Source organism: Vreelandella stevensii S18214 (assembly GCF_000275725.1).
Taxonomy (GTDB): Bacteria; Pseudomonadota; Gammaproteobacteria; order Pseudomonadales; family Halomonadaceae; genus Vreelandella; species Vreelandella stevensii.
Window position 1 is genome coordinate 201,246 of sequence record NZ_AJTS01000035.1, and the last position, 19,664, is coordinate 220,909.

18 protein-coding genes are annotated in these 19,664 nt (G+C 60.6%); 9 read left to right on the forward strand and 9 right to left on the reverse strand.

The window, feature by feature from the left end; genetic code table 11:
* Nucleotides 1-22 precede the first annotated feature (22 nt).
* Nucleotides 23-1,039 (forward strand): low-specificity L-threonine aldolase, encoded by a 1,017-nt coding sequence (ltaE, locus tag HSS18214_RS0107835; protein WP_016914740.1) that lies wholly within the window; start codon nucleotides 23-25, stop codon nucleotides 1,037-1,039.
* On the opposite strand, the gene HSS18214_RS0107840 is transcribed toward ltaE, so the two are convergent.
* The 3 genes from HSS18214_RS0107840 to fhuB all read right to left on the reverse strand — a co-directional run bounded on the left by HSS18214_RS0107840 (nucleotide 1,031) and on the right by fhuB (nucleotide 5,577).
* Nucleotides 1,031-1,645 carry a LysE/ArgO family amino acid transporter gene (locus tag HSS18214_RS0107840; protein ID WP_016914741.1) on the reverse strand — a complete coding sequence of 205 codons (615 nt, stop codon included), beginning with the start codon at nucleotides 1,643-1,645 and terminating at the stop codon, nucleotides 1,031-1,033. The two genes, ltaE and HSS18214_RS0107840, sit on opposite strands and share 9 nt — an antisense overlap.
* Nucleotides 1,646-1,877: 232 nt before the next feature.
* A complete protein-coding gene (locus HSS18214_RS0107845; protein ID WP_016914742.1) occupies nucleotides 1,878-3,536 on the reverse strand; it encodes a multidrug ABC transporter permease/ATP-binding protein in 1,659 nt (552 codons plus the stop codon).
* Nucleotides 3,537-3,585: 49 nt separating this feature from the next.
* Nucleotides 3,586-5,577 (reverse strand): Fe(3+)-hydroxamate ABC transporter permease FhuB, encoded by a 1,992-nt coding sequence (fhuB, locus tag HSS18214_RS0107850; RefSeq protein ID WP_016914743.1) that lies wholly within the window; start codon nucleotides 5,575-5,577, stop codon nucleotides 3,586-3,588.
* Nucleotides 5,578-5,763: 186 nt separating this feature from the next.
* Between fhuB and HSS18214_RS0107855 the strand changes: the two genes are divergently transcribed.
* From HSS18214_RS0107855 to HSS18214_RS0107875, 5 genes are all read left to right on the forward strand, one after another.
* Nucleotides 5,764-6,696, forward strand: a complete 933-nt coding sequence (locus HSS18214_RS0107855; RefSeq protein ID WP_016914744.1) for a siderophore-interacting protein — start codon at nucleotides 5,764-5,766, stop codon at nucleotides 6,694-6,696.
* Between the two features lie 4 nt (nucleotides 6,697-6,700).
* Complete coding sequence (locus tag HSS18214_RS0107860; RefSeq protein ID WP_230478347.1) at nucleotides 6,701-6,913, forward strand: cytochrome b/b6 domain-containing protein; 213 nt, start codon at nucleotides 6,701-6,703, stop codon at nucleotides 6,911-6,913.
* 157 nt (nucleotides 6,914-7,070) lie between these two features.
* Nucleotides 7,071-7,838 carry an ATP-binding cassette domain-containing protein gene (locus tag HSS18214_RS0107865; protein WP_016914746.1) on the forward strand — a complete coding sequence of 256 codons (768 nt, stop codon included), beginning with the start codon at nucleotides 7,071-7,073 and terminating at the stop codon, nucleotides 7,836-7,838.
* Nucleotides 7,839-7,932: 94 nt separating this feature from the next.
* Nucleotides 7,933-8,799, forward strand: coding sequence for a LysR family transcriptional regulator ArgP (locus tag HSS18214_RS0107870; RefSeq protein WP_016914747.1), 867 nt, complete (start codon nucleotides 7,933-7,935; stop codon nucleotides 8,797-8,799).
* Between the two features lie 229 nt (nucleotides 8,800-9,028).
* On the forward strand, nucleotides 9,029-10,849 hold the full coding sequence (locus HSS18214_RS0107875; RefSeq protein ID WP_016914748.1) for a diguanylate cyclase: 1,821 nt from the start codon (nucleotides 9,029-9,031) through the stop codon (nucleotides 10,847-10,849).
* 6 nt (nucleotides 10,850-10,855) lie between these two features.
* Here HSS18214_RS0107875 and HSS18214_RS0107880 read toward each other — a convergent pair whose 3' ends face one another.
* The 3 genes from HSS18214_RS0107880 to HSS18214_RS0107890 form a co-directional block, all read right to left on the reverse strand.
* Entirely contained in the window at nucleotides 10,856-11,578 is a 723-nt protein-coding gene (locus HSS18214_RS0107880; protein WP_016914749.1) for a membrane protein, read from the reverse strand.
* 36 nt (nucleotides 11,579-11,614) lie between these two features.
* Complete coding sequence (locus HSS18214_RS0107885) at nucleotides 11,615-12,172, reverse strand: cytochrome b (protein WP_016914750.1); 558 nt, start codon at nucleotides 12,170-12,172, stop codon at nucleotides 11,615-11,617.
* 126 nt (nucleotides 12,173-12,298) lie between these two features.
* Nucleotides 12,299-13,168, reverse strand: coding sequence for a LysR substrate-binding domain-containing protein (locus tag HSS18214_RS0107890; protein WP_016914751.1), 870 nt, complete (start codon nucleotides 13,166-13,168; stop codon nucleotides 12,299-12,301).
* Between the two features lie 108 nt (nucleotides 13,169-13,276).
* Between HSS18214_RS0107890 and HSS18214_RS0107895 the strand changes: the two genes are divergently transcribed.
* Nucleotides 13,277-14,155 carry a DMT family transporter gene (locus tag HSS18214_RS0107895; RefSeq protein WP_016914752.1) on the forward strand — a complete coding sequence of 293 codons (879 nt, stop codon included), beginning with the start codon at nucleotides 13,277-13,279 and terminating at the stop codon, nucleotides 14,153-14,155.
* A 6-nt stretch (nucleotides 14,156-14,161) separates the two neighbouring features.
* Here HSS18214_RS0107895 and HSS18214_RS0107900 read toward each other — a convergent pair whose 3' ends face one another.
* Both HSS18214_RS0107900 and HSS18214_RS0107905 read right to left on the reverse strand, forming a co-directional pair.
* Entirely contained in the window at nucleotides 14,162-14,956 is a 795-nt protein-coding gene (locus tag HSS18214_RS0107900; RefSeq protein WP_230478348.1) for an RsiV family protein, read from the reverse strand.
* Nucleotides 14,957-15,051: 95 nt separating this feature from the next.
* A complete protein-coding gene (locus HSS18214_RS0107905) occupies nucleotides 15,052-16,491 on the reverse strand; it encodes a hypothetical protein (protein ID WP_016914754.1) in 1,440 nt (479 codons plus the stop codon).
* Nucleotides 16,492-16,804: 313 nt separating this feature from the next.
* On the opposite strand from HSS18214_RS0107905, the gene HSS18214_RS0107910 reads away from it, so the two are divergent.
* Together HSS18214_RS0107910 and HSS18214_RS0107915 are read left to right on the forward strand one after the other, a co-directional pair.
* Complete coding sequence (locus HSS18214_RS0107910; RefSeq protein WP_016914755.1) at nucleotides 16,805-17,197, forward strand: septal ring lytic transglycosylase RlpA family protein; 393 nt, start codon at nucleotides 16,805-16,807, stop codon at nucleotides 17,195-17,197.
* Nucleotides 17,198-17,357: 160 nt separating this feature from the next.
* Complete coding sequence (locus HSS18214_RS0107915) at nucleotides 17,358-18,356, forward strand: NADP-dependent oxidoreductase (protein WP_016914756.1); 999 nt, start codon at nucleotides 17,358-17,360, stop codon at nucleotides 18,354-18,356.
* Nucleotides 18,357-18,431: 75 nt separating this feature from the next.
* On the opposite strand, the gene HSS18214_RS0107920 is transcribed toward HSS18214_RS0107915, so the two are convergent.
* Nucleotides 18,432-19,664: TonB-dependent receptor domain-containing protein (locus HSS18214_RS0107920; RefSeq protein WP_016914757.1), on the reverse strand; the 1,233-nt coding region annotated here is incomplete at its 5' end.

Consider the following 19,664-nt stretch of genomic DNA (forward strand, 5'->3'; position numbering starts at 1 on the left):
ACGCTGTGAACAAGGAGTCACGATGATCGATTTACGTAGCGATACGGTCACTCGCCCCACCTCCGCGATGCGGGCAGCGATGCTGGAAGCGCCTCTGGGCGACGATGTCTGGGGCGACGACCCGACGGTCAACGCCTTTCAAGCGACCCTTGCCGAGCGCACGAGCAAGGAGGCTGCCCTGCTGTTCCCCAGTGGCACCCAAAGCAACCTGGTGGCGCTCATGGCGCACTGCGAACGCGGCGATGAGTACATCGTGGGCCAGAATGCTCATACTTACCGCTACGAAGGCGGCGGCGCCGCCGTGTTGGGCAGCATCCAGCCACAGCCGATAGAAAACGCCGCAGACGGCAGCCTGCCACTCGACAAAATCGCTGCCGCCGTCAAAGCCGACGACGTTCACTTTGCCCGTACGCGGCTCCTGGCGCTGGAAAACACCATCGGTGGAAAAGTGCTGCCCGCCGAGTACGTTCAGCAGGCCACCGAGCTGGCGCGCGCTCACGGGCTGGCAACACACCTGGACGGCGCTCGGCTCTTCAATGCCGCCGTCGCCACGGATACCTCGCTGAAGCAGCTGTGCCAACCGTTCGACAGCGTGTCACTCTGCTTTTCGAAAGGGCTGGGCACGCCCATGGGCTCAGCGCTGGTAGGGTCACACGCGTTAATTGAGCGCGCACGGCGCTGGCGCAAGATGGTAGGCGGCGGCATGCGCCAGGCGGGCATCATCGCTGCGGCCTGCCAGCATGCCCTCGACCATCACGTGGCCGACCTGGCCCATGATCATCGCCGCGCGGCGCGTTTGGCAGAAGGGTTGGCAGCGCTGTCCGGGCTCGAGGTCACCTCTCACGCCACCAACATGGTGTTCTTGCGCGTCGATCAGGCCCACGTGGCCCCGCTGGCTGCCTGGCTGAAAGAGCACGACATTCTGATCCAGCTGCTTTACGCCACGCGACTGGTGATCCATCGCGATATCGATGACGCCGCTGTCGAGCGTGTGCTGGAGGTCATGGGGCGCTACTTCGACGCGGCGGCATCACGATAGCAGTGTCGACCCCAAGGCCAGGTGCACGGCAATCACCAGCATCATCACGCCAATGGCGCCATCGATGACGCGCCAGGCGCCGGGGCGAGAGAGCCAGGGGGAAAGCGCCGAGCCACCCCAGGCCAGCAAGCTGAACCAGAGAACCGAGGCCGTCGCGGCGCCCGCCACGAACACGCCGGCGCTCTCCTGCTGGGCCCCGACGGCAGGAATCAACAGCAGCGTATCCAGATACACTTGTGGATTGAGCACCGTGACAGCCAGGGTCGCCAACAGCACGCCGCGTAAACTGCGTGTGCGTGCGTGGTTGGCGGTCAGCCCCTCTCGGCCACTACCTGCACGCCACAAAGCCTGGGCGGCCAGCCAGCCCAGAAACAGCACCCCTACCCAGCGCAGGACTTCCATGGCATTGGGCATGGTCAGCAGAAACGCACTGACGCCAAACATGCCCGCGGTCAACAGCACTATGTCCGCACTCATGCACACGCCCGCCGACCACCAGTGGTACTCACGACGAATGGCCAACCCCAGCACATAGGCATTTTGTGCCCCAATGGCCATGATGATCCCGCCGCATACCACGAGCCCCGTTATATAGCTCTGCCACATGACCTATCCCTATCGCCGCTGCAAGAAGTGAAGCGCTACGATAGGCGGCAACGTCAATAAATAAAAATCATACTGCGAATAGGCCATTAGCTTTTCTTATAGGCGTGACGTCTCGCTTGCCACGCAGGAGCAACACCACCCTGCTGCTCAAGGCACCTCATGCGTGCCGGGATCTCAAGAAAAGCGACACCAAACCGAGTGCGCGGCAGCGGGTGGGATCGTCATGGTGCTTTCATCCGCTCACTCGGGCCACCGCGTCGCGGCTGGCCGCTGCGCGCTGCTCACCGGTGAGTTCGACGAGCTGCCCGCCGCGCATTTCCAGCAGTCGGTCGGCCTGGTCGAAATAGTGGTCATCGTGGCTGATCACGACCAGCGTTTTGCCCAGTGCCCTGAGCTGCGGCAGTAGCTCGCGGTAGAAGACGCGCCGAAACTGAGGGTCCTGGTCGGCAGCCCACTCGTCCAGCAGCAATACATCGCGCTGTTCGGCTACCGCCAGCAGCATGGCGAGGCGCTTGCGCTGGCCCTGGGAGAGGTTGGCATTAGTGACGCGGTCGCCGTCGAAATCGAGCTTGTTCTGCATGGCCAAGGCGGCCAGCCACTGTTCCACCAGGGCCGGGTCGGGTGCATCGCCCCCTGGCCCCATCAACCGGTCAAACAAGTGCAAGTCTGTGTAAATGGCCGAAAAGTGCTGTCGATAGCGTGTCCAGTCTTGGTCGCGCAGCGGCTTGCCATCGACGCGGACACAGCCACGCTGCGGGTGGTAAAGCCCGGTCAGTAGCCTCGCCAGGGTCGATTTTCCGCTGCCGTTTCCGCCAATCAGAAAGACCACTTCGCCACGCTTCAAGGTCAGATCGATAGGACCAATGGCAAAGCCCGAGCGCGACTCCTCATCCGGATAGCGATAGCAGACCTGCTCCAGGGTCAGTTCCTGCCAATCGTGGCGCAGGGCCGCGTGGCCGAAGGTCTCACTGTGCTCGGCCAGCTCCAGACTACGAATCTTTTCAAACGCGACTCGGGCGTTGATCAGCGTCGGGAAAGCGCCTATCGCCTGTATCAGCGGCGCGCGCAGAAACAGCAGAGTCAGCGAAAAGGTGGTGGCCACCTGCACCGATGCCCAGCCAAGGCCATTGGCCAAAAAGAAGGTGATGCCAATCGCCCCTAGCATCATGATGTTGAACCAGTTCACGGCGCTGAGATGATAGGTATCGCCCAGAATGTAATGACGGCGACAATCCTTGGCGTTGGGCGTATAGACATCGCGGTACAGCCATTCGGCGCGGTCGCGGTTGAGCGCCAGCTCTTTGCGCCCCTCGATAACGGACTGGTAATCCGCATAGAGACGGTCCTGTATCTCGCGCAGTTTGGCCATGTGCCCATACACCCTCGCCACCAGACGCATACCGATGACCACCGTCACGATCACCCACAATGCGGAGATCCCCAGCATGGCAGGCGAAAGCCACCACAGGTAAAGCGTGGCACCCACCGTCAGCACCCCGCCTTGCACCAGCTCCGGCAAACGTATGAAGGCAACGGTGACCGAGTTCACATCGGTGGAGAGGCTCGCCAACAGGCGCGCACTGCCGATTTGCTCGGCACGCTCGAGATGGGTATCCAGAATGCGCTTGATCAACTGCCCCCGCAGCCGATAAACGAACTGGTGGCCCAGCGTGGTCAGCGCCAATTGCGATGCCAGGGTAATCACCAGCAGCAGCGCGATAAGCCCCAGAAACTCGGGCAGAATACGCCAGGGATCAACGAAGGAACCCAGCAGGCGCTGATTGATAAACGCGATGACGCCAATGCCCAGGCCTGCACTGGCCAGACTCAGTAGCAACACGGCGACGAAGGGCCAGCGGTAATCACGCCATACGATCTTCAACAGCTCCATCACCACGACTCCTGGGCTTTTTTCTTATCACCACCAATAGAGAGGGCAATCACAACCGCCGCAGCCCCCACATGAAATAGGCGCCGCCGATCAAGGACGCCACCAGGCCCGCCGGTATCTCATAGGGAAAAATAATCTGGCGCCCTACCCAGTCCGCCAGCACCATCAGCAGCATGCCGATCAACGCCGCGCCCAACAGATGCTGCCCTGCCCGAGAGAAGCCGACCAGGCGCGCCATGTGCGGTGCCAACAGGCCAATGAACGACAGTGGCCCAACCACCAGGGTGGCGCAGGCAGTGAGTAGCGCCACCAGCAACAGCAGCGCCAGGCGGGCGCGGTTAAGCGTTACCCCCAGCGCTCTGGCCGTCGCTGGGCCTAATGGCAAGATATCCAGCCAGCGGGTAAAGGGCAGCGTAATCAGTGCCAATACCGCGGCAATCCCCCCTACCACCACCGCATGGGTGATATCCACGTAATAGGTAGACCCCGCCAGCCAGGCGATCACCTGCTGACCACGCGGGTCGCCGCCCGCCAGCATCACGCTGCGTACGGCGTCAAACAGCGCACTCACCGCCACCCCGGTGAGCAGCAAACGTTCAGGGAGATAGCCGCTATTGCGGTTGATGCCCACCAACACCACCAGCGTTGCGAAAGCGCCCAGGGTACCCACGCCAATCAGCATCATATTGGTGGGTGCGGGCAGCAGGAAAATCCCCAGAATCAGCGCGATGGCACAGCCACCGCTGATACCCAGCACTTCCGGGCTGGCCATGGGGTTGGCGGAAAGGCGCTGGAGTATCGTCCCGGCAATGGCCAGCATCAACCCGCTGGCAGCGGCCGCCATCACCCGCGGCAAGCGCCACTGCATCACATTCCAGCTCTCTGGCGAGAGCAGGTACCAGCCATCGACCCCCTGGCCTACGAGCAGCCCCAGCAACGTGGCAGCCAAGAGTGCGAGGATCAATCCGGTGACCAAGCGTGACGGCGCAGCATGGCGGCGGGCAACGACACTCGCTCCTCTGGGCGGCTGATCGCCCTGCAGTTTCAGGCGCGGAATCAGCCACATCAGTAGCGGTGCCCCCAGGGCACCGGTAACCGCCCCGGTGGGAATGAAGGCTGCCCCCATACCACCGAACTGCTGCAGCAGCAGGTCCGTGGTCGCCAGCAGCACCGCGCCCAGTAGCGTGGACCATATTAGTCGTGGACCTAACCGACGTGCCCCGGCCATGCGCACGATATTGGGTGCCGCCAGGCCGATAAAGCCAATGATGCCCACCACGCTGACGATACTGCCGGTAATGAATACCGCCAATCCCATCCCCGCAAAGCGTAGATAGGCAAGCGACACCCCTAGGCTTTTGGCGCTGGCATCGTCCAGTTCCAGCACTGCTAGCGGGCGCAGCAAGAACCAGGCAGCAACGCAGCTAATCGCCAACCGAGGCCAGAGCACGGCCACGCCGTCCCAGCCATTTTGCGCCAGCGACCCCGCCCCCCAGATCAGCAGCCCCGACAGCGCCTCATGGTTGAACAGCAGTAGCGCTGTCGAGAGCGCGCCCAGGTACAAATTGACGACCAGGCCCGCCAACACCACCACGATAGGCGCCAGCCCCCGACGCCAGGAAAGCAGAAAAACCAGCCCCACGGCCAGCGCGCCGCCCAGCAGAGCCACCCATTCACGCCCCACCACTAATAAGCCAGGAGGCATTAACGTGGCGGTCATCAACGCCAAATTAGCACCCGACGCCACGCCCAACGTTGTCGGCGACGCCAGAGGGTTGCGCAGCACCTGCTGCATGAGCACGCCTGCCAACCCCAAACCGGCCCCGGCAAGCAGCGCAATCGATAAACGCGGCCACCAGGCGTAGTGCAGCAGCAGCTCATCGACGGTGTCGAAAGAGGGGGCTACCAACGCTTTCCAGCCCAGCGCAATTCCCCCCTGACTCTCCAGGCCTACCCAAAACAGCACCATCATGGGCAGGCTAAGCAATAGGCAGGCCTTGGCAGGTGACACTCCGCCCAGGCGCCCCGCGGTACTTAACATAGCGAGGCCTCTTTGGCGGGACTCATGCCGCTCGCAACACTGGACGTGATAGCCAACACCCTCATGGTCTTACCCTTACCTGCATGAAAACGCGTGAACGGAAATTGCTGCATAGATCATTAACAGCGATTCTAAATGATAATAATTAGCACTACAATTGACCTTTCATACACAGGAGACCTTCCGATGGCGGCTAAACCAAATTACCGGCTTTTCGATATCACCCTCGCCCGGCGCACCCATGTCAGTGCCTCGTTAGTCCGATTCACTTTTACCGGCCCAGAGGTTGGCCACATGGCAACCTACGCTCCTGACCAACGCGTCAAACTGTTCTTCCCCAAGGGGGGCGGCAGTCTCGACCCACTGTTCGAGATCGCCAAGCTGGAAGAGCACGACTGGTACGGCGCTTATCGCGCGCTGCCAGACGCCCAACGGCCCGCTGCACGCACCCACACCATCCGTGCCCTGCGCCCAGAACAAGCTGAAGTGGATGTAGAGTTCGTGCTGCATGGCGACAACGGCCCTGCCTCACGCTGGGCCATGCATGCCCAGCCAGGCGACCGGCTTGCCATGACCGCCCCCGACGCCAATGCAGAAGGCCCAAAGCAGGGCTACGAGTGGAAGCCGCCTCAAGGCGTACGCCGTATTTTGATCATTGCCGACGAAACCGCTCTCCCCGCTGCCGCCGGTATTCTGGAAACCCTCGATGGCCTGCCGCTCAAACCCAGGGTCGAAGCGCTGCTCGAAGTGCCCCGCAGTGACGACGTTCAGCCGCTGCCTCAGGCCGCCAAACTGCACTGGCTGCCCCGCGATGCCGAACCCGACTACCAACACGGTGAACTACTGATGAGAGCGCTGCGCGATATCGATTTGCATAAGGAAATTCAAGCGCTGGGCGGCACTGGCATGCCCGGCGTTACCAACGACGAATACGACGATGAGGACGGTCCTCTCTGGGAACCCGCCACACTGGACGATAGCGCGCCCTTCTACGCCTGGATCGCTGCTGAAACCAAAGTCGCCATGAGGCTACGCCGCTATCTGGTCAACGAACGCGGGCTACCCAAACAGTACGTCACCAGCATGGGTTACTGGCGTCAGGACAAAGCCAATGGTTAAAGGAATGGCTCACAACGAAGCACTGAATAACGGCGGCACGAGCGCGCCGGATCGAACACCCATTGGCTGGATGATCTCCCCTGCCGACCTACTGCATGGTCCGCTTTCATGGCTATTATGCGGGCTCGTCGTCGGCCATATCGCGATGGCACTGATCCACCGCTACTGGCTGAAAGACAACGTATTGGCGCGAATGGTGGAGGCAAGAGACCGGTAGCAGCTGTGTCCACGCGTTCCATGTTGGCAACCATGTACAGATCATGTGTACGAAGTGCATGGGCGTGATCGTAAAATCTTTTCACCCTCCCTATTAAAATGAGAACCATTAGCACTAGAATGGCACCTTCCGGTCTATTCATCGTCAGGAGTCATTCATGTTCGAGGTCAAAGGCGCCACCTTTGAAATCAATGGTAAGCGCATTCTTGCTCCCATTGAGCACACCTTTCATGAGGGCAAGGTATACGGTCTGATAGGCCACAACGGTTCGGGCAAGTCGACACTGATCAAACTGATGGCGCAGCAGCAGCCCATCACCGAAGGCGATATTTACTTCGACCAGCACCCCTTGAGCGCCTGGGGTAGCCGCGAATTTGCACGCCAGGTGGCCTACCTGCCGCAGCATTTGCCCAGCGCTGAAAACCTCACAGGCCGTGAGCTGGTGGCCTTTGGCCGCTACCCGTGGCACGGGCTGCTGGGGCGTCACAACCAGCAGGACAAGGAAGCCATCGAGCGTGCCATTGCCCTGACGCATACGGAAGCCTTTGCCGACCGCCTGGTAGACACGCTCTCCGGCGGCGAACGCCAGCGCGTATGGCTCGCCATGCTGATTGCCCAAGGCAGCCGCTTTTTATTACTGGACGAGCCACTGGCCGCCCTGGACATTGCCCACCAGGTGGAAGTGCTGGCACTGGTGCGCCAGCTGTGCGACGAACTGAACCTGGGCGTTATCATCGTGCTCCATGATATCAACATGGCCTCGCGTTACTGCGATGACCTCATGGCGCTGCACAGCGGGCGCCTGCTGGCCCATGGCGCCCCCGAAGCACTGATGCAAAATGCCACTCTGGAAGCTATTTACGGGCTCCCCATGCAGGTGATGCCCCACCCCAATGGGGAGCACCGGATTGCCGTCGCCCAGTAGGGGCGGCCAGGCCAGTCAGCCACATTGAGTGCTGGCAAGTCCGCCGTACATTGGGGGAAGATAGGCTGGTTACCTTACCCCCAATAGAGCGGCCATGGTGGACTACAAATCTCTTCAAGCACTGGCAGCGGTCATGGAAGGCGGCGGGTTCGAGCGCGCAGGCGATCTTCTCGGCCTGTCCCAATCTGCCGTGTCACAACGCATAAAATCGTTGGAAACCCGCCTGGGTCAACCGGTACTGATACGCCACCCTGAGCTGGCCCCTACCCCCGCAGGGCAGCGCCTGCTGACCCACTATCAGCAGGTACGGCTGCTCGAACGCGACCTCCGACAAACCCTCCCGACACTGGATCAACAAGCCTCCCGATTGAGAATCGCCGTCAATGCCGATAGCGTCGGTACCTGGTGGGCCGATGCCGTCGCCCCCATCTGCCTTGCCGAAGGTATACTGCTGGATCTGGTGATCGAAGATCAGGAAATCGGCTTGAAACGCCTGAAGGATGGCGATGTGGCGGCCTGCCTGTGTTCAACGCCTACGCCCATGGCAGGTGCGCGCTGCATCAAAGTGGGCGAGATGGTGTACCTACCGCTGGCCTCCCCGGGCTATGTGGCACGTTTCTTCCCGGATGGCCCAACGGCCACGGCCTTTCAACACGCACCGGCCATCGTGTTTGGCCCGCACGACCAGCTGCAGCATCGCTTTCTGGCGCAGTGTGGCTACCATGGGCATTTTCCCTATCACTTGTGCCCTTCTTCCGAAGGTTTCGTGCAGCTGGCCACGGCAGGCATGGGGTATGGCATGGTGCCCCAATTACAGGCCGCTGCTCAGCTGACCAGTGGGCAACTGGTGAGTATTGCACCAGACAGTTCGCTCTCGGTACCGCTTTACTGGCACTTCTGGCGGCACAGTGGCGACCTGCTGCATCGACTAACCGAAAGACTGAACCATTTCACGCTTTAGCACCAATCTGGCTTTACCTTCATGCCTGCATCTTCAAAGCTGGCTACACTCACGTGTGTATCGTTGGATGATCAAACGTAGCCAACGGGGCAAAGCACTGGTCGCGACGTGATTAATTTGCTACTACTGTCATCGACACACCCAGTGACAACGTATAGCGCTCGCCCGGGCCAAGGGAACCCTACAGAGGCCTGTCGAGAAAAGAAGAAAAATCAAAAAAGCGATGCTTATGGGTCCTCTCTGTTGGGTAAAGCGCCTGCTGGCCGTCCTGCTGCTGTGCCTCCTGAGCACAAGCTCGTGGGCGGTCGCGGCACCGGCACTGTCTGTTTCACCGGACCAGCCGTTTTACTCGCTCAATAGCAACACTCGCTACTGGCACACACCGGAGTCGTTGACGCTGCGCGAGCTGCTGGCACTTGACCCGGCCTTCACGCCGGTATCGCAAACGTCTGACCTGCATTTTGGCTATACCGCCGAAGAGTCCTGGCTAACCACTCGCCTACATAACGCCTCACCGCATCCGGTCCAATGGCTACTCAAATTCGAGTATCCGTTCATCGACAGGATTGCGCTCTATACGCTGCGCGACCAGTTCAGCGAAGTACAGCTCGGGGGCAGCACTCTGCCCGTGGATGAGCGTGCCCTGGCCCATCGCCAGATCGTCTTTCCCATTCATCTGGAAGGAGGAGAAAGCGTCACGCTGTACCTGCAAGCCAATACCTCCGGCAGCAAGTTCTTGAGCTACAGCCTAATGACCCCTGATGCGTTCCATGCGCAGAACGATCGTTACAACTTCTGGCTGGCCACCTACTTTGGCATGCTGCTCGCCTTGGGGCTTTACAACTTTTTGCTGTTCTTTGGCCTGAAAGAACGGGTCTTTTTGCACTACGCCCTGTTTGCTTTCGGCTTCACCCTGGCCATTCTGACCTTCAACGGCCTTGGGACACTGATGTTCTGGAGCTTTCTGGCCGAGCAGACCCCGCGACTGGTGGCCATTGGTTTTACCTTCGCGTCCGCCATGGCGACCCTGTTCGCCCAGAGCTTCTTGAACACGGCGCACTATACCCCTCGATGGCATCGCGTCATTTCACTGTTTCGGGTCTACTGCTGGTTGGCCTTGGCAGCGTCACTGGTGTTACCCATCCCACTGGCTTTGGTATTGACTGATGTCACGGGCCTGAGCGCCTCGCTGTTGCTATTGATATGCGGCATCTACGGCAGTTGGCGGCGTGTGCCCAGTGCCCGTCTCTTCGTGTTGGCGTGGAGCATTTTTCTGCTGGGTGCGGCGGTGTTTGCACTACGCAACATGGGCGTTCTGCCCGCCAACTTCATTACTTTGCACGGCATTCAAATCGGCTCGGCACTGGAAATGCTGCTGCTATCGTTTGCCCTGGCCGCCCGCTTCAACAAGCTCAAACGCCAGAAGGAGCAGGCACAGGCCGATACGGTAGCCATGCTCAAAAAGCAGGAGGCCATCCTGGAAGCCAAAGTAGCCTTACGCACTCAGGCGCTGGAACAGCTTGCCAACCATGACATGCTGACGGGCCTATTGAACCGCAACGGACTGACACGCTGCGCAGCGGCTGCCTTTAATCAGAGCTATCGCACCCACGAGCCAGTGGCACTGATCATGTGCGATCTCGACCGGTTCAAGCCCATCAATGACCAGTACGGCCACGATGCCGGGGATTTCGTGCTGCAACAGGTGGCCAAGCGGCTCGCCCATGCAGCGCGACTGGGCGACCACTGCGCTCGGTTCGGGGGCGATGAGTTCATCGTCCTGCTGAAAAGTGTCCAGCAACCGGACATCCTGGACAGCGTATGCCAACGCATCGAGCACTCCATCCGCTCCCCCATCAAACTGCCTTGTGGGGTCAGCGTCTGCGTCGGCATCAGCCTTGGCGTTAGCGGGCTGCATTGCTATCAGCGCAGCGACGAACAGGGCCACGACGCGCTGCTGGAGCGCATGATTCACGAGGCCGACCAGCATATGTACGCTGCCAAGGCACGCACTGACGCTGCCGCTTATCGCTACTCTGCCAGAGGTTAGCCACGCTCAGGCAAACATCAATAACCCCGCGCATACCGCCGCCCCACCGGCGAAGGGTAAAAAACGGCTGTGACGATCTTCCGGCAGCTCCTCTTTCAGCACATTTAACACCAGCCCCCCCGCCACGAAGGCGTACAGCAGGCTGATCAAGGCATCCGTGAGCTGAATGGCGTGGCCAATCAGCCAACCCGCGAACACCGCCGCCGCCAATACCCACCGGCCCTTCATCAGATAGCGCTGACGATGGTGCTGAACCAGCCCGTGGTCGTTGACCAGAAAGTGAAACCCCATGGCCAGGAAGAAGAACAGGGCTTCCGGCAGCTGGTTGTCGCGGTACACCAGCAGATAACCGATCAACAGGTTATAGAGCGCAAAGGAGCCAATATGGATCCAGAACACGCCCCGCAGCTTGCCCAGCGATACCCGTTTCTGAGGCATGTCTCGATGGGAGTAGACCTTGGCCAACTGTTCCAGCCCATAGAACACGCCAAGCCCCACCAGGGCCGTCAGGTAGGCATTGTGCTCGAGAATGAACAGCGGCCCATGCTCGGTGATGGTGTCGTGAGCGTCACTCAAGGCGGGAAAGATATGGATAAAGACATAGCCTACCGACACACCGCCCGCAAACGAGAGCCAGGCGCTGCGCGGCAGGGCATTGAGCCGCTGCAGCTTGCCAGCGTATAGATGGATGGCCGCCAATCCCAGGGCGAAAGCAAGCTGCTGGGCCATGGTGATCACACTCCTTGTGACGCGGTGAGAACTCGTTTAGTCGAATAGACTCATGCGCTTCATCACGTTGTCGCGCTTGATGCGCCAGTGGAACAGCGCTCCAGCCACGTGCAGCGTAATCAACACTACCAGCGCCCAGCCCACCCGCTCGTGCCACATGAACAGCGTTTGCGAAAGCGCTTCGTGGCGCCCCAGAAGGCCCGGCAAGTGCCAGTGGAAAAACTCCACAGGAAAGCCGCCCGTGGCCGTGGCGGCCCAGCCCAGCAGCGGCATGACGACCAGCGCCGCATACAGCAGATGATGCACGCTGGTACTTACCAGACGCTCGAAGGTCGACAGCGGCGGGTCATGGTCGGGCACGACGAATGCCAGTCGCGTTACGATACGCAGTGTCATCAGCAGCAGAACGGCCACGCCTAGCGTCTTGTGGCTGGTATACAGCAGGTTGGTCAGCGTATTGCCCAGCAGGCCCAGCGTCCGCTCGTAGCCCAGAAAGCCCAGCGTCAGCCCGGTGGCCAGTCCCAGCAGAACGGCCCCCGCCACCAGCCAATGCAGCACACGGTGGGGGTAGATATAGTGATCAAGCTCGTGCATTCATGACTCCCTGCCCCGTCTCATCGTTATCATCAGCCTGCCACCTTCGCGGCACGACGTTAAATTACTATAGTCATGGAATAGCGTACTGCATGAAATAGCCTACCGCCTGTTTCTCACGTCAAATCAACCCTCACTGGGCACGGCCAGCTGTTCTCGAATCAGCTCTGCCAACCGCCGGGCAGGCTCGGTGGGCCGGTGCGGCGCTCGGTGCAGCGCCAGTTCAATCATCGGCAAGGCGGGCAGCCCGCTGCTTTCATCCAGCGGGCGCAGTGAGGGCGTCAGCATACTGCGGGTGACCACCACCACGGCAAGCCCAGCGGTGACGATGGGCGCCAGCCCGGCCATGGACTGGCTGGTATACGCCACACGCCAGTGGCGCCCTGCGGCCTGAAGCGCCTGTTCCGCCACTTCCCTGAACACATCGGCCCCCGGGGTATAAAGTGCCAAAGGTACCGGGTCGCTGAGCAGCGGTTGTTGATTCACCCCCACGGCCCACACCAGCGGTTCTCGACGAATGACCTCCCCACCCGGCGAATGGCGCTGGCGCGTCACCAGCGCCAAGTCCAGCTCCGCCGTTTTCACCTGCTCCACCAGGTGGGCGCTGGTACCACACTGCACGGTCAGCCCCACGGCGGGATAGAGCTGGTGGAAATAGGCGAATACCGACGGCAGCAACGACGCATAATCCTCGGGAATCCCCAGCGTCAAATCGCCCGTCACCTGACGGGCCTGCATGTCGCTCCACGCCTCGTCATTGACGGTCAACAAGTGCCGTGCATGGGCCAACAGACGCTCTCCTTCCGCCGTAAAGCGCAGCCGCCGCCCATCACGCTCATGCAGGCGCATCTCCAGCTGGGCCTCAAGACGCTGCAACTGCATGCTGACCGTCGATTGAGTGTAGGCGAGCCGCGTCGCCGCCGCGGTGACGCTTCCGGTGTCGGCAATGGCCACCAGCGTTCGCAGTAGCGTCAGGTCAAACGTGGGCGCACGCATACATCACCATCCTTGATGAAAACCATCACAAAAGATCGTTATCTTGATGAATGAGCCATGAGTATGCTGCGCACAAGAGGTCAATTTCAAGGTTCAAGGAGACGCGTGATGCAGCCCCTTCACTCCCCGGTCGTGGTTTCCCCCAAATACAGTGTTGCCGCCGCGCTGGTGGCCGTCGCGCTATGGAGCATCGCCCCGTTACTGGCGGAACTGGCACGCACGGTCGCTCCGCTGCAGCTCACCGCTCTGACCCTGCTGGCAGGTGCGCTAGCCACCCTGCCCTTGAGCCGTAAGGTGCCGCTGAGCCACTGCCCGCGGCGCTGGCAGGCCGGTATCTGGCTGGGCGTTCCGCTGCTGATCGTCGGGGCGGTAAGCAGTTACTTCATCGGCATGCGTTGGGCACCAGCGGCAGAAGCCGCCTTGATTACCTATACCTGGCCGGTGCTGTTCGTCCTGTTGAGCCAGTGGTACCGCACGGGCCGCTTGACGTTGGCCAGCGTATCGGGAGCGCTGATCGCCTTCATGGGGGCCGCGCTACTGCTGGTGCCACAAGCGCTGGGTAGCGGTGTTGGCGGGGCCGCATCGGGCTACGCCCTGGCCCTACTGGCTGCCTGCTGCTGGGCACTCTACTCCTGGACAGGCCAGGCAGCGCCGGTCTCGCTGACGCCGCTACTGCCCCGCCTGCTGTTGATTGCCTGCGCCATGACCTTCGCCGCCAGCATGCTGCTGGAAGGCAGCACGGCGCTGCCCCAGCAAGAAGCGCTGCTTGCGGGTATTGCCCTGGGCCTCGGGCCTTACGGCATCGCCATGGTGGCCTGGGATAGAGCGCTGCGCTTCGGCCATGCCAGCCTGGTGGGCAGCCTGGCCTATGGGGTACCCATTCTGGCGGCCCTGTTACTGGTCATGGCTGGCGTCAGCGTGTTGGACTGGCGGCTGCCCAGCGCCGCCCTACTGGTGGTGGTCGGCTGTTTGAAAGCAGGCCGCTAGCAGCCCTTACTCTGCGCCGATAAAACGCGGCTTGGCCACGCCGTCGAGGGCTTCAACGGGGATCGTCAAGGTGGGCTGACCTACGGCGTAAGGTGCGATATCGTATACGTTGTACTTGACCTCCCATGCCTCCTCCAGCGGGGCAATGTTGCGGCTGGGGGATAGCGGCCAGTTCGCCAGGAACTGTTCATCCTGCCCCATCTCGCTTGCCCAGCGCTGGTGAGCCTCCGTCAGCAACGTATCGAAGGCCGCCTCCTGCCCATCCAGCAACATATCCTCGGCTTCGACCACTGCTCGGCGGCGCTCATCGATCACCATGAACGCCGTCATGGGCAATCCATGGGCTTGCCCGGCATGGTAGACATAGCTGTTCAGCTCCAACACCAGCAGGTCGTCGTGATGGGCATGAACCGTGGCTTCGAGCATGGCCTCACTGGTCATTTCCGGGGGCGTCAAGCGGTTGCCCTCTTCGGCCAGTTCGAAAAAGTGCTGGGCATACGCCTCCCAGGAAGCGGCTGGCTCGGCCTGCTCTTCGGTAACCCCCATGCCCAGCGTCAACAGACGCTCCTGCAACTGCTGCGTCAGTGCTTCATCCTGGGGGAACTCCAGTGCTGAAATACGCACCGTCGAGCAGCGCTCTCCCTCACAGCCGGGCGCCACGAACTGCTGCTCTACGGCCAGCGTCGCCAGGGCCAGCGGCTCCTCCTGTTCATGGGAGGGCGATGAGGTGTGGCAGCCACTTAGCCAGACACTGCCCGCGATCACCGCGCCCGCGCTCATTACCGTTGTCAGACGTACCATATCAACCTCCTTGTGAATGCGATGCTGTTCATGTCAGCACAAAAAAGCCCCTGCGTAGAGCAGAGGCATAATCATTGCGTTACCTACTGGCCCACTTATGTATCAGGCTGCATTTCCGTAGGCTCTGCGCTTACCTCCAGCTCGAACATGCCGCTGCCACTGGCGCTGAAACCACGGGCGCTCACGGTGTAAGTGCCCGGTAGCAGTGCCTGCTCCAGCAGGGCGTTGGTTCCCTGACCGCCGTCGTCGTCACTGTAGGAGACGCCTTCGCCATACAGCTCGAGATAGGTATCGAAGTCAGTGGAGTTCATGGCCAGCGTAACCCGCGAACTCTCCGTCAAGGTTAGCTGATAGGTCAACGGTTCGCCGCTGTACCAACCATTGATGGTTTCATCGGGAGTCAATTCGCCTTCGTTGCGCAGCTCTACGTCTTCAGGCAGCTCACGTGACGCCACGGAGAGGGTAAACAGGCCGCTGTCGGTACCGTACGCCGTGCGGGCCGTGATCTGGTAGTTGCCGGGCGCAAGGAAGTCAGCAATACGGGCGTCCAGATGACCGGCACTGTCGTCATCTTCGCGGTAATAGCCGCTGTCGCCTTCCAGCACCAGGTACGCATCCACATCGCTGGAATTCATCTCGATCTGGTACATGCCCGCTTCTTCGATCTCCAGCTCGTAGCTCAAGGGCTGCCCGCTGAACCAGCCATTCAACGACTCACCCGGCTGAATGGCACCGTCATTGCGCAGCTCGCCCTCGCCTGGCAGCTCACGCGGTTCTGCGACCAGCGTGAACAGGCCACTGCCATCACCAAAGGCGCTTCTTGCGGTCACGGTGTAATCACCCGGCTCCAGAAAATCGGCAATGCGGGCATTCAGGTTACCGGCGCTGTCATCGTCTTCCCGGTAATAGCCGTTGGGGCCGCGTAGCTCCAGGTAAGCATCGAACTCATCGGCACGCATCTCGATCTGGTACATGCCTGCTTCTTCGATGGTCAAGGTTACTTCGCGGGGGGTGCTTTCCAGCCAGCTATCCATGGGCGTACCCACGGCCAGCGTGTCAGAATCGCTCAGCTCGATGGTGCGGGCCTCGACGCTGTAAGGGCCATAGCTCTGGGCATCGGCACCGCTAACCACCACCATGTAGTCGCCGCTCTCTTTCACCCGATAGCGTACGGTATCGGCACTGGACAGCAGCTCCAACTGATCATCGTACAGCGCCACGATGCCCTGCAAAGCGCCGCGCAGCGACACTTCCACCAGGGCATCTTCATCCAGTTGGATGACGTAGCGGGCAAAGCGGCTACCGTCATTGCCATTCAGCTCATTGGCGGAGGTAATTTCGCCTCGGCCACGCTCGCCAAGCGTCAGGGTCTCCAGCCCATCGAAGACGCTGCCTGAACTACTGGCAGCTTCATCCGACACTTCCACTGTGTCCGGCGTGGCGGGCGCTTGAGAAAAAGATTGTGCTGCGAAGTACCCCACGGCAACGCCGCCGACAGCAACCAGCAGCAGGGTAAGAGAAGAGGACTTGGCCATAGGTGCATCCTTGATCGTAGGCAAAAACGCCGATATAGCGAAACCGGATTATAAGGCGGTTCATCGATATAAAGGGAACTTTTCCACAAAAATAACGCGCTTTCCCGGGCGGTGCTCCATGGCACACCACCCCGGTTAACTTACTGAAACACAAAGGCATAATGATTCGTTACAAAAAGCGCAATTATGGAGCTATCTGCGTCGATCTTCTTAAAGCTTGCCGACGCTCCATGCGCGGGCTACTATCAGCAGGCCAATTTGGCGCCTCATCGATGAAAGCGGAGTCCGCGACACGAACCTCTGAGGTACTCCAATGGGAGCCCTAAAACACCTGGTACGAACGACTTGCCTGGCCACACTGCTGGTATTTTCCACCGCTCACCAAGCAGTTGCCGGCCAATCAGCAGTAAACCCGAAGCTCGAAGAAGGCGTTGCCTCTTTCTATAGTGATCGCTTTCAGGGTGCCATCACCGCTAGCGGTGAAACCTTTGATCAGCAAGCTCTCACGGCGGCTCACCCAAGCCTCCCGTTTGGCACCAAAGTGCTGGTCACTCGCCCCGACACAGGGCAGGAAGTAGAAGTGATGATCAATGATCGTGGTCCCTTCGTTCAAGGGCGTGTCATCGATCTTTCAAAGCGAGCGGCGCGCGCACTAGGCATGGTACGCCGAGGCACCGCCCCAGTGATGATCACTCTGGTAGATTAACGGATAACACACCCGCGAGCGTGTGCTACCCCTTAAGCGATCCTGCTAACTAAAAGCGGCCCTCTCGGGGGCCGCTTTTTATAGTGTAATGAACCTGAAAGCAGGCTAATGGTCTTTATGGAGCAAGGATTACCGCGTTCCCTGACAGCAGGAGGCTATGATGATTTCTCGTTTCTACACGCTCACGACCTACCCCGAAGGTTTACCCGATCTCTCTACGTTCGCGCTGGAAAGTGCCGAGCTGCCGGAACTGGAAGAGGGCGAGGTACGCATCCAGAATCGCTGGCTCTCGGTAGACCCTTATATGCGCGGCAGAATGACGGGCATGCGCACTTACATTGCCCCTTTCGAGCTGGGCAAGCCCATGGAAGGCGGCGCCATTGGTGACGTCATCGCGTCAAGGCATCCCGATATCAAGGAAGGCCAGCGCGTCAGCCACATGGGCGGCTGGCGAGACATTGCCCAACTGCCGGGCGAAAGCGTCACCCCGCTGCCGGAAGGCGACGCCCCCGAGCAGGCTTACCTCGGCGTACTGGGCATGCCGGGCATGACCGCCTGGACAGGCCTGAACCTGATTGCCGAATGCAAACCCAGCGATAACGTGCTGGTCAGTGCCGCCAGCGGTGCCGTAGGGTCACTGGCGGTACAGCTGGCCAAAGCCAAGGGGTGCCATGTGGTGGGCATTGCCGGGGCGGCCCATAAGCTGGCCTGGCTGGAGTCGGTAGGCGTCGAGCCAGTCACCTACCAGGACCGCACTGCGCAGGAGCTCAGCGACGCCATCAAGCTTGCCAGCCCGAACGGCATCGACGTCTATTTCGAAAACGTGGGGGGCATCTGCCTGGAAGCCGCGTTGGCTCAGCTCAACGAAGGGGCGCGTATCGCCGTTTGCGGCATGATCGAAGGCTACAATGCCGAGACACCTGCGCCAGGCCCCCGCAACCTGTCACAACTGGTGGTCCGCAAGGCCAGGATGCAGGGCTTCATCGTGGCAGATCACTGGGCCAGCTATCGCTACTTCCTGAATGAAGTGACGCCCCAGGTGGCCGATGGTCGCATCGTCTACCAAGAGACCATTAAGGAAGGCCTGGAAAGCACCCCGGAGGCGTTTCTGGCACTGTTCTCAGGCGCCAATACGGGCAAGATGCTGGTGAAGCTGTAACTCACCAGGCATTCTCTACCACCCTCTCTTATGCTCAAGGGGCAGCTCAGGCTGCCCTTTGCCGTTTCCAAGGCTTTAAAAGCTCAGCTCGACGCCCCCATAAACACTGCGCCCGGGCGCAGGCTCGTAAAAACGCCCAAAGGTGCCGTTGATGCGCACGTTGTCGTTATACTCCTCGTCGAACAGGTTACGCAGCCCCAGATAAGCGCTCAGCCGCGTATCACCACTGAGCTGCCACTCATCGCCTACACGCAGGTTGACCAGCCAATAGCTGTCGACTTGGGTGGCGTTGGCGTTGTCGGCCATCAAGCTGCCGATATATTCAGTTTCCAGCGTGGCAAAACGCGCCTGCTGCTGCCAGGTCAACTGGTTGATCCAGGTCTGCTCGGGCAAGCCGGGGAGCCGATTGCCATCAAGGTTCGCCCCTGAATCGTCAAAGTTATCGAACTCGTAGCGCGCCAGCGTCAAGGCACTGTCCAAACGCCATGCATCGGCCAGCTGCCAGCCCAGCGCCAACTCTATCCCGTCACGCCGGGTATCGCTGGCGTTCTCGTAGAAGGTGCGCCCGCCTTCATCGAAAGGCACCAGCTCATCGCGCACCCGCACGGAAAACAGCGCCAGATCATAATCCATGGCCAGCGGCTCGACATACCCACGCAGCCCGACTTCCCGATTCCAGGCTTTTTGCGGTTCGATGGCCGGATTGAAGCCCCCGCCCGCTGGGTTGGCGAATTCGGCAAAGGTCGGGGTCTCGAACGCGGTGCCGGTATTCAAATAGAGTTGATGCTGAGGCAGGTAACGATAGCTCAACCCCGCCGAGCCGCTCCATTCGCTGAAAGAGCGACGGCCACTCTGATCGCCATCTGCCAGAAAGTCATCGTCTACCCTGAGCGCCACGCGGTCGAAGCGCGCGCCCAGCGAAAACGTCACTTGCTTGGAAAGCGCCAGGTCTCCCTGAGCAAAGACGCCGCTGGAGGTGGCGCGCTGGGTTTCGTCAGCCGAGGTCTCCCCCACTGCGCCCAGGGCATTGACCCGATTGCGGTAGCGATCATCCTGCTGGCGGGCAAGGTCGACGCCGACCACGTAATCGAGGGGCAGCTCGCCCAGCATGGCCGCCTGGTGATACTCGGCACTGACCCCCATGTAATCACGTCGGTAGCCCAAACGGCTGTCACCAACAAACGGCAGCTGCTGTTCGAAATCACGACGAGCCACAAAGCCGCGCAGGTACAAGGCACCGCCCCCCAGCGCCAAATCTTCGTATTGCAGCCCCAGCACCTGCTGTTCGGCCTGCTGCCGGGCATCCAG

Excerpts from the sequence above, each read along its gene's own strand:
- ltaE (WP_016914740.1), top strand. The coding sequence starts at position 23 with ATGATCGATTTACGTAGCGATACGGTCACTCGCCCCACCTCCGCGATG.
- HSS18214_RS0107840 (WP_016914741.1), bottom strand. The coding sequence starts at position 1,645 with ATGTGGCAGAGCTATATAACGGGGCTCGTGGTATGCGGCGGGATCATC.
- HSS18214_RS0107845 (WP_016914742.1), bottom strand. The coding sequence starts at position 3,536 with ATGGAGCTGTTGAAGATCGTATGGCGTGATTACCGCTGGCCCTTCGTC.
- fhuB (WP_016914743.1), bottom strand. The coding sequence starts at position 5,577 with ATGTTAAGTACCGCGGGGCGCCTGGGCGGAGTGTCACCTGCCAAGGCC.
- HSS18214_RS0107855 (WP_016914744.1), top strand. The coding sequence starts at position 5,764 with ATGGCGGCTAAACCAAATTACCGGCTTTTCGATATCACCCTCGCCCGG.
- HSS18214_RS0107860 (WP_230478347.1), top strand. The coding sequence starts at position 6,701 with ATGGCTCACAACGAAGCACTGAATAACGGCGGCACGAGCGCGCCGGAT.
- HSS18214_RS0107865 (WP_016914746.1), top strand. The coding sequence starts at position 7,071 with ATGTTCGAGGTCAAAGGCGCCACCTTTGAAATCAATGGTAAGCGCATT.
- HSS18214_RS0107870 (WP_016914747.1), top strand. The coding sequence starts at position 7,933 with ATGGTGGACTACAAATCTCTTCAAGCACTGGCAGCGGTCATGGAAGGC.
- HSS18214_RS0107875 (WP_016914748.1), top strand. The coding sequence starts at position 9,029 with ATGGGTCCTCTCTGTTGGGTAAAGCGCCTGCTGGCCGTCCTGCTGCTG.
- HSS18214_RS0107880 (WP_016914749.1), bottom strand. The coding sequence starts at position 11,578 with ATGGCCCAGCAGCTTGCTTTCGCCCTGGGATTGGCGGCCATCCATCTA.
- HSS18214_RS0107885 (WP_016914750.1), bottom strand. The coding sequence starts at position 12,172 with ATGCACGAGCTTGATCACTATATCTACCCCCACCGTGTGCTGCATTGG.
- HSS18214_RS0107890 (WP_016914751.1), bottom strand. The coding sequence starts at position 13,168 with ATGCGTGCGCCCACGTTTGACCTGACGCTACTGCGAACGCTGGTGGCC.
- HSS18214_RS0107895 (WP_016914752.1), top strand. The coding sequence starts at position 13,277 with ATGCAGCCCCTTCACTCCCCGGTCGTGGTTTCCCCCAAATACAGTGTT.
- HSS18214_RS0107900 (WP_230478348.1), bottom strand. The coding sequence starts at position 14,956 with ATGGTACGTCTGACAACGGTAATGAGCGCGGGCGCGGTGATCGCGGGC.
- HSS18214_RS0107905 (WP_016914754.1), bottom strand. The coding sequence starts at position 16,491 with ATGGCCAAGTCCTCTTCTCTTACCCTGCTGCTGGTTGCTGTCGGCGGC.
- HSS18214_RS0107910 (WP_016914755.1), top strand. The coding sequence starts at position 16,805 with ATGGGAGCCCTAAAACACCTGGTACGAACGACTTGCCTGGCCACACTG.
- HSS18214_RS0107915 (WP_016914756.1), top strand. The coding sequence starts at position 17,358 with ATGATTTCTCGTTTCTACACGCTCACGACCTACCCCGAAGGTTTACCC.